Raw genomic sequence first — 11,781 nt, 5'->3', positions numbered from 1 at the left:
AACCATGACCAGAATTTATTTCAATGATGTTGTAATGCGGGACGGTTTCCAGATTGAGCCCAATTTTGTACCAACAGACGATAAAGTAAAGCTGGTTGATGAGCTTAGTGAGTGCGGCTTTGCCAAAATTGAAGTGACCTCATTTACTTCGCCTAAGGCGATTCCGATGCTACGAGATGCCGAGGAAGTGATGGGGCGTATTAAGCGTGTGCCTGGAGTGGAGTACACCGTCTTAGTCCCCAATTTAAGAGGTGCCGAGCGCGCTTTGGAATCTAAGGCTGATGAATTTAATCTCGTGATGTCGACTTCAGAGACTCACAACTTAGCCAACCTACGAATGGGTCGAGAAAAAAGTTTTACTGGATTGGCTGAAGTAATTAAGTACGTTAATGGCAGAACACCCATTAATGTTTCCCTTTCCACTAGTTTTGGCTGCCCCATGGAAGGGGAGGTTTCTCAAACGGTGGTTAAAGGGTTCGCTAAACGTTTTGCAGACCTCGGTGTAAGAGGTGTAACAATCTGCGACACCACAGGCATGGCAAATCCTGACCAAGTAAAGAGAATGTGCGATACATTGCAGAAGCAATTCCCAAATCTACAGCTGACGTTGCACTTCCATAACACTAGAGGCATGGGCTTAGCCAATGTCTTAGCTGCAGTACAGTCCGGTATTGTTCGTTTTGACGGTTCATTGGGTGGCCTGGGCGGATGCCCGTATGCACCAGGTGCAAGTGGCAATATTTCCAGTGAAGATGCGATTCATATGCTCGATGCGATGGGTTATGACACCGGCATGAATATTCCCAAGCTAATACAGCTGGCAAGAGAATTGCCAAAGATTGTGGGGCACGAGGTGCCGGGGCAGGTAGCAAAGGCCGGTACTACCTCCACGTTGCATCCTGAGCCAAGTTACGTGGATGAATTACGCCGCGCTCAATAAGGCGTAGATAAGAAGACAAGCATGATTGACCATTTAGATCACTTAGTTCTCACCACCGCAAAGGAGGCTGAGTGCGTGGATTTTTATAGAGACTCCTTTGTTGATCGCTGAATGACGATTCATCATAAGAGACTGAAATAAATTTGATATAAAACTTTAGTGCTAGCGTCTCTAAATTCTCGCTAATACTTTAGCTCTAATAAATGTGTTTTTAATAAATTTTTCACATTTTATGAATTACTATTCCCCCGGCTAAAGAAATTAGCTTTCATTTTTTAATTCATATGGGGAAGTCAAGTGGGAAAACTCAATACAAATTTAATTGTGGCGGTATGCGCATTCTTGATCGGTATCGCAAGCGCGATGGCCTTTAATAAACTTAATGCAGAGGATCAATCTCCAGCATTGCCGAGCGTTCACTCAGACCCAATGGGTAATGTTAGAGCGATTCAAGACTAATACTTTAGTTCTAGCGGCAGTGAATGATTGACCTAGATCAAGATTCTTCTTGATGATAGCTTTTATAAAGGAATCCAGTAGCTATTCAAATTTCCATGACGGTTTTTTGAATATTGATAACCACCTTTCGGGGTGGTTTTTTTTGCTCTGAAGATCTGTGCCTATTAGAAGTGGTAGCCAACGCCCAAAACAATATCGTATCCAGTTGCATCGGCAGTAGATTTCACGGTAGCGCCACTATCCGTTAGCACGGTTACTGCTTTTGCTCTATTCACAGCGTAGTTTCCTTCGCCAAATGCATAGATGGATCCTGCAATAAATTGCTTATAGCCAATGCCATAAACGGTCCCATTCACTCTATTGGATTGCTGCGGATAGTTTCCGGGTGAATTTGCGTTGAGGGTTGACCCAGCGTAACCTATCTTTCCATAAACCAAACGGGCCTGATCAATGACATAACCCGGGAGCAAAGAAAAACTAAAAATGTTTGACACATCATATGTTCCGGTTTTCACAGATGCACCGGCGGGCGTAGTTGTCACTAGCGTAGAGCTTGCAGATCTCGAGTGGCCGGGATACAAAGCAGCGCCAATGCCCAATAAATAGCTGCTGCCTAGATCAAAGTTGTAGCCGATTCCGATATTGGCTGCAGGCCCATTGGCGTGATCTGCAGTTGAGGTATTCGGAAATGTAACCCCGCTCGCAGTTGTTGTTGTCCCACTTGCGCCTTTGGGTATATAACTCTCGTACCCAATTAAACCCACTTGTCCGTATGCGCCAGACCAGGAATTTGCTTTGGTCTCTGCATACACGTAGCCAGAAAATAGGATGGTAATGATTGTTGCAAGGCGGATGAATTTAAAAGTACTCATTTATTAGATCTTTCAATTTAATATTATTTTTTTAGTAGTAGCTTGATTGCGTCGACGATATCGCTATAGCCGATGGGCTTATATAGCACCTCAATATTTAAGCCTTTAAATAGCTGAATATGCTGGGGGGAGGTGTCCGCGGTAATGATGATGGATGGAATGTCTATGCCAAAACTATCGCGCAGTTGCTGAATAATGAGATCTCCAGTAGTCGTTTCCAGGCGATAGTCACTGAGAATGCAATCAATGTGATTAATAGTGGCTAATTGGTTTGCCAATTCGTGACTATTCTCGGAGAGTAATAGAACATTGAACCCATTTTGTGTCAGCGCTTGCTTATAGGCTTCAAAAATAGTGTGATCATCTTCAAAAACCGCAATTGTTTTTGCTTCCAAAAGAGCTTCTTGAGTATTTGGGGCCAATAGGTTTGATCGTTGGGTTAGTGTTTCAGCACCCTCAGCGAGGGTAATGGTGGAATACTGTGTTTGAAGATTGAAAGTGGTACCAGATCCCAGCTCTGATTCAACGACCAAGTCTGTATTGGATGTTTTGCAGAGTCGCTTGACGATCGATAGACCCAAGCCAAGACCATCATGCATGTTTCGAGTGCTATCCACCCTAAAGAATTCATCAAATATCTTATCTAGTAGGGTTGGGTCAATGCCATAGCCTGTATCTTTGATGGATATGTGCAAGCAATCATTACTGGAGGTGAGTTTGACTTTAACCGTTCCCGATGCCGTGTATTGAATTGCATTAGATATTAAGTTGCCAAGCAGCTGCTGCAGCAGAAACTTGTCACCATTGACTCCCATGTTAAAGAAGTCAAACTGAAGCACTAGATTTTTACTGGCTGCAATGGGGGTAAAGGTATTGGATAAGAAGCCAACCAGCTCTATGAGTTCAAAAGGCTTTTCTAGCTTATTGGATGCACCCGCATCCAACTTGCTCAAGTCTAAAAGAGACTTAAACATGGAGTTTAAGGTTTGGATACTCTTTCTGATTTGTAGGAAGTTAATCTTTTCCTTGGGATTGAGTTTATTTGGCTCAAATAGATCTAGATAGATATTGACAGCATGAAGTGGCTGCCTGAGGTCATGGCTAGCGGTTGCAATAAATTTTGATTTGGTAATATTTGCCGCAATTGCACTATTGCGCTCGAGCTCTAATTCTTTATTGAGAGCTTGGTTTTGAATTTGTAGGCTGACTGTTTTAATCCATGAGCTGGAAAAATAAGATGACATTTTGATTGCGTACAGTGAAAACGCAAATTCACCCATGAGGATCGGCCATGGAAACATGAACGGAGGTGTCAGCGAGGAAATAAATTGACCTGCAAAGATCGGTAGTGCAAAGCAGATAAAGGTTGAGCGATGAATCGAGTAACCATAAAGCCCTACAAACACTGCAGTTGAGCTCATCAAAAGATATAAGCACTGCAAGTTAAATGGGAGGGTTGGTGCAACAATGAGCCAGCCTAAGCCCCAACATGCAGTCACTGTGAATACACCAAGATTCAGGTTGAATATTTTTCTTTTGACCGACAATTGTGGATCTTTGTTTCTAGTAAAGACCATATAGGCCCTGAATATCACGCAGAGCAACATGACTCCTAGCCAGATGGAGAGGGGTCTAAGGGGCGCCTCCTGAAATACTAAGATTCCAGTGAGCAAGGGCCCAATAACTGTTCCAGCCGTATTAGCTTTAGAGGCTGTTTCAAGAAATTGATACTTTTCTTCGAGCAGTAATTCATTGCTGTTTTGCATTGAGAAGGCATCCATGTCTTATACCCACCCATTCTCTTTGGCTTTAATAACAGCCTGTGTTCTATTAAATACTTTGATCTTCTTAAAGATCTCACCTAAGTGGACCTTTACAGTCTGTTCGCTGATATTAAGAGAGTAGGCAATCATTTTGTTGGAGTCACCATTGGAAATATGGTGAAGGATTTGCTTTTGCCTGTCTGTAAGCTGCGTCAGTTCAGCCTCATTTGGACTCAATCCCATCAAGTTACACAAACTTTGATAAATGAAGGAGGTGTCACTGCTTTTCGGGATAAAAATACTGCAACCAGCATCAAGACACTCGTTTTCTAGACTTTCTTTTTCTAGACCTGATATCGCGGCAATCGCAATGATGTCTTCGCACTTTTTAAATTCTTGGATCCCGAAAAGCTGATTTTCTGAATCCGGAATTAATAGGTCCAAAAGAATGATCCATTTGGACTTCTTAGAGCGGACGATATTGAGACCTTCTTTAATCGAATTTGCTGAAAATACTTGAGTACCAGAGGAAAAGAATTTTCGAGTAAGAAACTGATGGAGAGCATCCCTGTATACCGGATGATCATCGACGATCAACAATGACACAGAATGCATGTAAACCCCTATTTTTGCTTGTTTTAATGGCTATATTTGGTTGAATAATTATGTCATTTGTAACTTCAATCTACCTAGTACTTTAGCTCTAGGGCGAATATTGACCAAGATCAATTTTTAAGATCAAACCTTTAATTAGAAGAGCTAATCAGCGGGTTCTACCAGAATCCGCAAAACTCAGTCTTGGAGAAAATCATGACAATTGCATGACTAGAGCTAAAGTGCTATGGATAAGAGATAGTGGAGCTTTTAGGATGGCTCAAGTTCAATTTTTCGGAGATCCGCCATGCCATCAACTTCTATTTTTGGTCGCCACCAACTCGTTGCTTTATTAATGCTTGTATTGCTCGTATTTGGCTCTGTGGCGATTGCCGCAACGAACATCCAATTGGGCGGGGATGACGTTGTTCGCGCCAATCCAAATAATCCGCACCAGATCCCTGCGTATTTGGATCCGAAGTCTGAAGCCCTATCCGAAGAAATCCGACTCATTAAATATGAAGTGAGAGAAGAGGTCTTAGAAGTTGGTGAATCAGTGCACGATATTGCAATGCGCGATTTTCATGGCCAATCACAACCTATCTTAGATTTCACAACAGGCACATCAAACTAGTTCACTTGTCTAGATCTTCATTCTCAATGTTTGAGGATAAATTTATGGAAATCTCCCAATACCTGCCGATTTTTGAAGCTCTTGGTCATGAGACCAGATTTAAGGTATTCATGTCCATCTATCGCTCCGGAAAAGTGGGGGTAAGACCAAAAGAAATTATTGATAAATTTGGTGTGGACTCAGGCACGCTAGATTTTCATTTGAAGAGACTTACGGCTGTTGGGTTAATTGTTATCAAGTTTGGTTGCCAAAGGGGAATTTATTGTGCCAATGAGAACATTCCGCCTGAGCTAGCCCAGCTCTTTGCTTCAGGGCTCAGTGCTAATGAGCTGTTAATGGTCAATCCTGCACCTTTGGCTCTGCCTGTATCAGAGCACCTGCATTAAGGGCCGCTCAGCCCAAAGATTGCTATAGCTGGTAGGTCGGGCAAGATTCCAGCTCGGAACCAGCGGGTTGCCAAGGTGCTTTTAACGTTACCTAGGGCTGTTATAAAGGTGATTTGTTGGTAAATAGTCTTTTGTTACTAAAGTAGAGTAAAATACATTTAACGATTTTCAAGCTAATAGTGTTGTTGTACTAGTAATTAATACCGCAGTTCTGCGATAGTTCTTCTTAGCATCTCCCCCGCCATTCTTGACTTTCGCCTCATTTGGGGCTTAGCCCCTTTTATATTTTTTAAGGAATAGTCAGATATGGCAAACGGAATTGTGAAATGGTTTAACGACGCTAAAGGCTTCGGCTTTATTACCCCTGAACTCGGTGGCGAAGATTTATTTGCCCATTTTTCAGCAATTAATAGCAACGGATTTAAGACATTGGCTGAAGGTCAAAAAGTGACTTTTGATATTACTACTGGCCCTAAAGGCAAGTTAGCATCCAATATTCAACCTGTTTAAATCAGCAGTAAATGCCAGGCGGAAATTATTTGCCTGGTCCAAAGCCCAGCATGACTGGGCTTTTTATTTTTATTAAGGATGTTAAATGGCAAAAGAAGAATTGCTTGAAATGGAAGGTCTTGTTGATGAAATTTTGCCAGACTCTCGTTATCGGATTACTTTAGATAATGGCCATAAGCTTATTGCCTATACAGCGGGAAAAATGAAAAAAAATCACATCCGTATATTGGCAGGAGATAAGGTTTCTTTAGAAATCTCTACTTATGACTTGAGCAAAGGCCGCATTACATTTAGACATCTTGAGAAGAAGCAATCTTTCGCTGGTGCGCCGAAGAGGCGATATTGATAGCTTTGAAGTTTAAAACTGCAAGTTAAATGAATGTTTGCAAAGAATCTCAGGCTCTGGTCGATGCTGCCCCAGGCAAGCAAGAAATAGTAAAACCACCTTCGGGTGGTTTTTCTTTAATCGCCTATTGCCACCATAAGTTACCGACACATTCCAAACAAGCAAAAGATGGATTAAAAGATGTCCTCATTATGATCAACAGTATTCAAGCTGCTCACTAAAATCTGCCTGATGTCTATTGCAATAATTGGGTATCAGCAGTGCAATTGAGTTGCAAGGTCCGTAAGATCTTTGGCGTGGTAAGTGGTAAATTCTTCACGATGCAAGTCTTGCCTTGAGAAGTTAGGGCCAAACTCTAGCGGTCTTTCAATGAAGGCCGTTTGAAGCCCGCAGGCATTTGCTGCCAGAAGATCATCTTTGTGAGCTGCCACAAGCATCACTTGTTCGGGGAGGACATTGAAAATCTCCGCGACACCTAAATAAGTTTCTGGATCAGGCTTGTAGTGACGAAATACTTCTGCTGAAAGAATTAAGTCCCAAGGAAGTCCTGCATTCTTAGCCATATCTGCAAGTAGGCCGAGATTTCCATTGGATAAGGTAACGATAGTAAATTTACTTTTTAATCTTGTCAGCCCTTCGACTGTATCTAGCCAGGGATTGAGGCGATGCCAAACTAGATTTAATTCTTGTACTTGTGATTCCGACAACGAGGTAATGTTGAATGTCTTCAATATGTCATCAAGGATCATACGATGCAAATCATCAATCTTTGTCCATGGCAGAGTTCCAGAGCGCACCTTGGCCATTGCTGGTTTATAACCATTACGCCATGCGGTAGCGAATTCATCTGCATCAACTGGCAGGCTGAGTCTTTTGGCTTCGGCCGCGATTGATCCATGCCAGTCAACCACCGTTCCAAAGACATCAAAGGCTAGTATTTTGGGATCTGTACTCATTTTTAAAGTTCTTTTTGGGTTGGTATGTAGTGGAAAGGAGCCCCTCTTATCGGATATTAGCGGAATTCCAAATAAAAAACTCCCGAACTTTCATTCTTAGGCTTCATATCACTTGTGGGTCGGGCGAGATTCGAACTCGCGACCAACGGTGTTTAGGCCGTAAGTTGGCGCAGCTTAATGAGTTCTGCGGCAGGGATCCGCACTATCTTGCCATCAATGATAGTTACGATTGCAGTATTGGTTTGAATTGCCAAGTCTATTGCAGCTTGTCCAGCACGTTGCATGGCGTAGTAGGATCCAGCAATATCAGGATCTGATGAATTACGTATATCTTTGCTTGGAGTTACCGCAAAAGGCTTTTCTATGGGATTATTTTTTTCCATAAGCAGCATCATGATCTGGTTCAATTAATAAAACCCTTAGGAAATGATCTTCTCTGAAGCCAATTCCCCGGATTGATTTGCTAACTCGAAATGAGTAGAGTGCATCAATGCCTTTTGGTGTGGGAATGCTATGAATCTTTTCCCACTTCAATCCCTTATCGCGGTAAACCTGGTTCCAGGTCAATTGCGTGATTTTCTAAAAGTGGCTAAGGCTTTCTCTTGTTCGGATGGCTCCAAACTCTCCCAGGTAGATTGGAAGATGGGGCTATTCAGATCAAGCTCAACTAAAGGCTCAGGCTTTGCGTTTTGCGCCATGAGTTTTAGCCATTTTTAGTTTAGAAAGGTCAGTTGCTTTGGCTGGCGTTTTTTGTGCCCAGACCAAGGCTGCTGATAAGTCCTTTTTAATGGCGGGCGTATGTACCCAACGCTCATTGTCGGGAATAACTGTGGCGGTACGAATAACCCAAACGCCAGGTTCAGGCGTTTCCACTAATACCTGACGTCCCGCATGCTCTTTGCCAAGCGAGATCTGCCCACTGGATCCAATGGATTTAATAACTTGATGATCTATCACTGCGCCCATGGCGTTCTCCTATATTCATGCAGCATGATTGCATTATAGCATGATATTAAAACAAGATGCTAATTAAGGTTTCAATTGAAAGGGGGTAATGCCAATTAACCGATTGTTAAAAGAAAAAGCCCCTAGATTTCTCCAGAGGCTTTTGTATAACTGGTGGGTCGGGCGAGATTCGAACTCGCGACCAACGGATTAAAAGTCCGCTGCTCTACCGACTGAGCTACCGACCCAGTTAAGCCATAAATTATAGCAAGAAGTTTGTGGGTCTTCCCTGGGTTTGTGGGGTCTGCCCTTCAGCCCTTGTACTTACAAGTTCCTAGGAGTTGACCCGTCTGGCCACCGGTGGATTTTTGGAAAAATAGTCCTTAATTCCCTTCAAAATAGCCTCTGCTATTCGGTCTTGGTAGCCATCATCGTTTAATCGGGCTTCTTCCTGTGGATTGCTAATAAAAGCCGTCTCAACGAGGATTGAGGGAATATCTGGAGCCTTCAATACCGCAAAACTGGCTTGCTCCACCTTCCCCTTATGTAGGGGTGCAAATCCTCCAATTTGCTTCAGAATCGAGTTGCCCACTTGTAGTGAGTCTTTGATCTGGGCCGTAGTTGACATATCCAATAGCAAGTTAGCAACTTGCCTGTCTTGAGTCTTGATATTGATGCCGCCAATAAGGTCGGAAGCATTTTCTTTGTTGGCCATCCATCTGGCAGCAGTACTACTAGCTCCCATTTGAGAAAGTGCAAATACGGATGCTCCCTTGGCGTTTCTTTCAATAAAGGCATCTGCATGGATTGATACAAATAAATCAGCTTCAACACGTCGCGCTTTTTGAACCCTGACATGCAGTGGGACAAAGTAATCGCCATCTCTAGTTAAGAAAGGGCGCATATAGGCTTCGCCTTCAATCTTGTCTTTGAGTCTCTTGGCAATTGCAAGCACTACATTCTTTTCTCGTGAGCCGGCTGCACCGATGGCGCCAGGATCTTCACCACCGTGACCAGGATCAATTGCAATCGTGATCAAACGTTTGTACTTAGCAGGCGCTGGCAATTCCTTGGGGTCTGGAATGGCTTGCGCAACTGGTGCTGCTGGAGTTTTAGCCAGCTCTTTTTCTTTCTTGGTGGCGAACTGTGCAATGAGATCCACCTCTTCATTGGATTTTTCCAGGGCGCTTTCTTTCTTGGCGCTACTTCTCACTAAAGCCATTAATGGATCTGGTGGCGTAGTGGGGTAGAGGTCAAACACCATGCGGTAGTTGTACTCACCAATGGGATCAAGCGTAAAGAGTTGCGGCTTGATCGGTTCTTTTAAATCAAACACCAAACGCACAACCCCCGGTTGAAACTGCCCAACCCGAACTTGCGAGATATACGGATCATTTGGCTTGACCTTGGCTACTAAATCTTTAAGAGTCGGATTTAGCTCTAATCCCTGTACATCAACTACCAAGCGATCTGGGTTCGTCAAAATCTGCTGCGTAATCGGGAGCGGCTTATCAGATTCCAGGGTAACGCGAGTGTAGTCCTCAGAAGGCCAGACACGCACACCTAATATCTTGGCACCCCAAGCAATATCAAGCTCAGTCAGCAAAAGAGCAAAGCTTAAGAACTTCGCAGAAGTCTTGAGGTGTTGCCTTCTGGAGAGATTGATTTTTTGATTACTCATTAACTGCTTAGCTCTTACCGAGACGCTTGTATGTCATCAACCAAGGTTTTACCTTGCGCAGATAAAACATTGATTGTGATGATGCGCTCATTTTCATCCGCACCAGCAGCTAACTGAATCTGAATATCAAATGCAGGCAAAGTGCCCTCTGCTTTTTCTGGCCACTCAATTAAGCAAATACCCGGGACATCAAAATGCTCTGCAAATCCCGCTTCTTGCCATTCCAGGGGATCACGCATGCGATACAAATCAAAGTGATGAACAGTGATTGCTTGCTCTTTTAATTGCAGCGGATAAGGCTCGCACAAAGTATAGGTAGGACTCTTTACTTTGCCCTCGTGACCTAGCGCCTGGATGAGGTATCTCGCAAAGGTCGTTTTGCCAGCACCAAGATCACCCTCTAGAGAGATGTTTAAATGGGAACCTGGCTGATTAGTCAGAAAGTGCTCAAAACTGGCAGCCAGATGCTTAGCAAGAGAGGCGGTATCGGCTTCCTGCCTACAATAGAGATCTATTGCAGTGAGCGGAATTGCTGTGGTTGCCTGTGTTTGAGCCATTCCCCTAGTTTATTCAATTATTGCGCTACATTCTGTATTCCATATGCCTTTATCTACTAGTCCTCAATCTTTAGGTGAGTCCAATCTACGTGATTGGCTTGGGGAGCAGGCTGCATCCTTAGGATTTGATGGCTTACGCATTACCGACACTCATTTGGGGCCTGCAACAGAACGTTTGCAGGAATGGCTGGCTGAGGGTCGTCACGGTCACATGGAATACATGCAACGCCATGCTGAATTACGCTCCAATCCCGAGCTCTTAGTTCCCGGTACCGTGCGCGTCATCTGTGTGTCCATGAATTACCTTCCGCCCGAAACTGATTTCGATACTGAGTGGCAACGCTTGGAAGATCCCACTCAAGCAGTGGTCTCGATGTATGCCAGAGGGCGTGATTATCACAAGGTACTTCGTAATCGTTTGCAAGAATTTGCCCTACTCATTGAAGAGCGCATTGGTAAATTAGGTTATCGCGTGTTCACAGACTCGGCTCCGCTGATGGAAGTAGAGTTGGCACGTAAGGCGGGTTTAGGTTGGCGCGGCAAACACACGCTCTTACTGAATCGAGAATCTGGCTCGACATTCTTTTTGGGTGAGATCTTGGTGGATGTACCACTTCCATTAGATCAAGAGATTGAAGAGCATTGCGGTACCTGTACCTCTTGTATCGATATTTGCCCTACTCAAGCCATTACTGCGCCGTATCAATTAGACGCACGTAGATGTATCTCTTATCTCACTATTGAAAATCCTGAAGCCATACCAGTTGAATTTAGAAGTGCGATGGGTAATCGTGTGTATGGCTGTGATGATTGCCAACTGATTTGCCCATGGAATAAATTTGCTAAACGCACTGAGTTACCAGACTTTGCCAGACGCCATGGCTTGGGGCAGGCATCACTTTTGCACCTGTGGTCCTGGACTGAAGCGGAATTTGAGCGGCGACATGAAGGCAGTGCCATTCGCAGAATTGGTTATAGCCGCTGGCGTCGTAATTTGGCTGTAGCAATGGGTAATGGGCTAGCAAGTAATCAGGTAGTCGAAGCTGATAAGTCAGCCATACGCGCAGCTTTAAGTGAGGCACTTGCCCAAGCTGATGCTCTAGTAGCTGAGCATATTAAATGGGCCCTGAAGGCTTAG

17 protein-coding genes and 1 tRNA gene are annotated in these 11,781 nt (G+C 43.8%); 8 read left to right on the top strand and 10 right to left on the bottom strand.

Annotated features, from left to right (window positions below; all coding sequences use genetic code 11):
• Window positions 1-4: 4 nt before the first annotated feature.
• A complete protein-coding gene (locus tag C2755_RS07345; protein WP_215320492.1) occupies window positions 5-940 on the top strand; it encodes a hydroxymethylglutaryl-CoA lyase in 936 nt (311 codons plus the stop codon).
• Window positions 941-1,237: 297 nt separating this feature from the next.
• On the top strand, window positions 1,238-1,399 hold the full coding sequence (locus tag C2755_RS07340; RefSeq protein WP_215320490.1) for a hypothetical protein: 162 nt from the start codon (window positions 1,238-1,240) through the stop codon (window positions 1,397-1,399).
• Window positions 1,400-1,563: 164 nt separating this feature from the next.
• Here the strand turns inward: C2755_RS07340 and C2755_RS07335 are convergent, their stop codons facing one another.
• Genes C2755_RS07335 through C2755_RS07325 form a run of 3 tightly spaced genes read right to left on the bottom strand, consistent with a single transcriptional unit; the run spans window position 1,564 to window position 4,649 of the window.
• Complete coding sequence (locus tag C2755_RS07335; RefSeq protein ID WP_215320488.1) at window positions 1,564-2,271, bottom strand: outer membrane protein; 708 nt, start codon at window positions 2,269-2,271, stop codon at window positions 1,564-1,566.
• Between the two features lie 23 nt (window positions 2,272-2,294).
• Window positions 2,295-4,052 carry a hybrid sensor histidine kinase/response regulator gene (locus C2755_RS07330; protein WP_215320486.1) on the bottom strand — a complete coding sequence of 586 codons (1,758 nt, stop codon included), beginning with the start codon at window positions 4,050-4,052 and terminating at the stop codon, window positions 2,295-2,297.
• A gap of 3 nt (window positions 4,053-4,055) precedes the next feature.
• Window positions 4,056-4,649, bottom strand: a complete 594-nt coding sequence (locus tag C2755_RS07325; RefSeq protein WP_215320484.1) for a response regulator transcription factor — start codon at window positions 4,647-4,649, stop codon at window positions 4,056-4,058.
• A 286-nt stretch (window positions 4,650-4,935) separates the two neighbouring features.
• On the opposite strand from C2755_RS07325, the gene C2755_RS07320 reads away from it, so the two are divergent.
• The 5 genes from C2755_RS07320 to C2755_RS07300 all read left to right on the top strand — a co-directional run bounded on the left by C2755_RS07320 (window position 4,936) and on the right by C2755_RS07300 (window position 6,725).
• A complete protein-coding gene (locus tag C2755_RS07320; RefSeq protein ID WP_215320482.1) occupies window positions 4,936-5,262 on the top strand; it encodes a hypothetical protein in 327 nt (108 codons plus the stop codon).
• Window positions 5,263-5,306: 44 nt separating this feature from the next.
• Window positions 5,307-5,648, top strand: a complete 342-nt coding sequence (locus tag C2755_RS07315; RefSeq protein ID WP_215320480.1) for a helix-turn-helix domain-containing protein — start codon at window positions 5,307-5,309, stop codon at window positions 5,646-5,648.
• Between the two features lie 306 nt (window positions 5,649-5,954).
• A complete protein-coding gene (locus tag C2755_RS07310) occupies window positions 5,955-6,158 on the top strand; it encodes a cold-shock protein (protein WP_215320477.1) in 204 nt (67 codons plus the stop codon).
• A gap of 85 nt (window positions 6,159-6,243) precedes the next feature.
• A complete protein-coding gene (gene infA, locus C2755_RS07305; protein WP_215320475.1) occupies window positions 6,244-6,504 on the top strand; it encodes a translation initiation factor IF-1 in 261 nt (86 codons plus the stop codon).
• Window positions 6,505-6,533: 29 nt separating this feature from the next.
• On the top strand, window positions 6,534-6,725 hold the full coding sequence (locus C2755_RS07300) for a hypothetical protein (protein WP_215320473.1): 192 nt from the start codon (window positions 6,534-6,536) through the stop codon (window positions 6,723-6,725).
• A gap of 33 nt (window positions 6,726-6,758) precedes the next feature.
• Here the strand turns inward: C2755_RS07300 and C2755_RS07295 are convergent, their stop codons facing one another.
• The 7 genes from C2755_RS07295 to tsaE all read right to left on the bottom strand — a co-directional run bounded on the left by C2755_RS07295 (window position 6,759) and on the right by tsaE (window position 10,643).
• Window positions 6,759-7,460, bottom strand: a complete 702-nt coding sequence (locus C2755_RS07295) for a haloacid dehalogenase type II (protein ID WP_215320471.1) — start codon at window positions 7,458-7,460, stop codon at window positions 6,759-6,761.
• A gap of 152 nt (window positions 7,461-7,612) precedes the next feature.
• Window positions 7,613-7,855 (bottom strand): hypothetical protein, encoded by a 243-nt coding sequence (locus C2755_RS07290; protein WP_251368450.1) that lies wholly within the window; start codon window positions 7,853-7,855, stop codon window positions 7,613-7,615.
• A 168-nt stretch (window positions 7,856-8,023) separates the two neighbouring features.
• Entirely contained in the window at window positions 8,024-8,158 is a 135-nt protein-coding gene (locus C2755_RS10420; protein WP_256441227.1) for a hypothetical protein, read from the bottom strand.
• Entirely contained in the window at window positions 8,136-8,426 is a 291-nt protein-coding gene (locus tag C2755_RS07285; protein ID WP_215320469.1) for a hypothetical protein, read from the bottom strand. Before C2755_RS07285 ends, C2755_RS10420 begins: the two co-directional genes overlap by 23 nt.
• A 151-nt stretch (window positions 8,427-8,577) precedes the next feature.
• Window positions 8,578-8,653, bottom strand: a tRNA-Lys gene (locus C2755_RS07280).
• 86 nt (window positions 8,654-8,739) lie between these two features.
• On the bottom strand, window positions 8,740-10,086 hold the full coding sequence (locus C2755_RS07275) for an N-acetylmuramoyl-L-alanine amidase (protein WP_215320467.1): 1,347 nt from the start codon (window positions 10,084-10,086) through the stop codon (window positions 8,740-8,742).
• A 14-nt stretch (window positions 10,087-10,100) separates the two neighbouring features.
• On the bottom strand, window positions 10,101-10,643 hold the full coding sequence (gene tsaE, locus C2755_RS07270) for a tRNA (adenosine(37)-N6)-threonylcarbamoyltransferase complex ATPase subunit type 1 TsaE (protein WP_215320465.1): 543 nt from the start codon (window positions 10,641-10,643) through the stop codon (window positions 10,101-10,103).
• A gap of 43 nt (window positions 10,644-10,686) precedes the next feature.
• On the opposite strand from tsaE, the gene queG reads away from it, so the two are divergent.
• On the top strand, window positions 10,687-11,781 hold the full coding sequence (gene queG / locus C2755_RS07265; RefSeq protein WP_215320463.1) for a tRNA epoxyqueuosine(34) reductase QueG: 1,095 nt from the start codon (window positions 10,687-10,689) through the stop codon (window positions 11,779-11,781).

It is taken from the genome of Polynucleobacter sp. MWH-S4W17 (assembly GCF_018687535.1).
Taxonomy (GTDB): Bacteria; Pseudomonadota; Gammaproteobacteria; order Burkholderiales; family Burkholderiaceae; genus Polynucleobacter.
The sequence above is the reverse complement of the archived record's forward strand: the minus strand, read 5'-3'. Positions and strand labels throughout refer to the sequence as shown.

Bases quoted from the DNA above. Each gene is read 5' to 3' on its own strand.
- C2755_RS07310 (WP_215320477.1), top strand. From the start codon at position 5,955: ATGGCAAACGGAATTGTGAAATGGTTTAACGACGCTAAAGGCTTCGGC.
- C2755_RS10420 (WP_256441227.1), bottom strand. From the start codon at position 8,158: ATGGCGCAAAACGCAAAGCCTGAGCCTTTAGTTGAGCTTGATCTGAAT.
- C2755_RS07325 (WP_215320484.1), bottom strand. From the start codon at position 4,649: ATGCATTCTGTGTCATTGTTGATCGTCGATGATCATCCGGTATACAGG.
- C2755_RS07320 (WP_215320482.1), top strand. From the start codon at position 4,936: ATGCCATCAACTTCTATTTTTGGTCGCCACCAACTCGTTGCTTTATTA.
- tsaE (WP_215320465.1), bottom strand. From the start codon at position 10,643: ATGGCTCAAACACAGGCAACCACAGCAATTCCGCTCACTGCAATAGAT.
- queG (WP_215320463.1), top strand. From the start codon at position 10,687: ATGCCTTTATCTACTAGTCCTCAATCTTTAGGTGAGTCCAATCTACGT.
- C2755_RS07335 (WP_215320488.1), bottom strand. From the start codon at position 2,271: ATGAGTACTTTTAAATTCATCCGCCTTGCAACAATCATTACCATCCTA.
- C2755_RS07345 (WP_215320492.1), top strand. From the start codon at position 5: ATGACCAGAATTTATTTCAATGATGTTGTAATGCGGGACGGTTTCCAG.
- C2755_RS07300 (WP_215320473.1), top strand. From the start codon at position 6,534: ATGAATGTTTGCAAAGAATCTCAGGCTCTGGTCGATGCTGCCCCAGGC.
- C2755_RS07290 (WP_251368450.1), bottom strand. From the start codon at position 7,855: ATGATGCTGCTTATGGAAAAAAATAATCCCATAGAAAAGCCTTTTGCG.
- infA (WP_215320475.1), top strand. From the start codon at position 6,244: ATGGCAAAAGAAGAATTGCTTGAAATGGAAGGTCTTGTTGATGAAATT.
- C2755_RS07315 (WP_215320480.1), top strand. From the start codon at position 5,307: ATGGAAATCTCCCAATACCTGCCGATTTTTGAAGCTCTTGGTCATGAG.
- C2755_RS07275 (WP_215320467.1), bottom strand. From the start codon at position 10,086: ATGAGTAATCAAAAAATCAATCTCTCCAGAAGGCAACACCTCAAGACT.
- C2755_RS07295 (WP_215320471.1), bottom strand. From the start codon at position 7,460: ATGAGTACAGATCCCAAAATACTAGCCTTTGATGTCTTTGGAACGGTG.
- C2755_RS07330 (WP_215320486.1), bottom strand. From the start codon at position 4,052: ATGGATGCCTTCTCAATGCAAAACAGCAATGAATTACTGCTCGAAGAA.
- C2755_RS07285 (WP_215320469.1), bottom strand. From the start codon at position 8,426: ATGGGCGCAGTGATAGATCATCAAGTTATTAAATCCATTGGATCCAGT.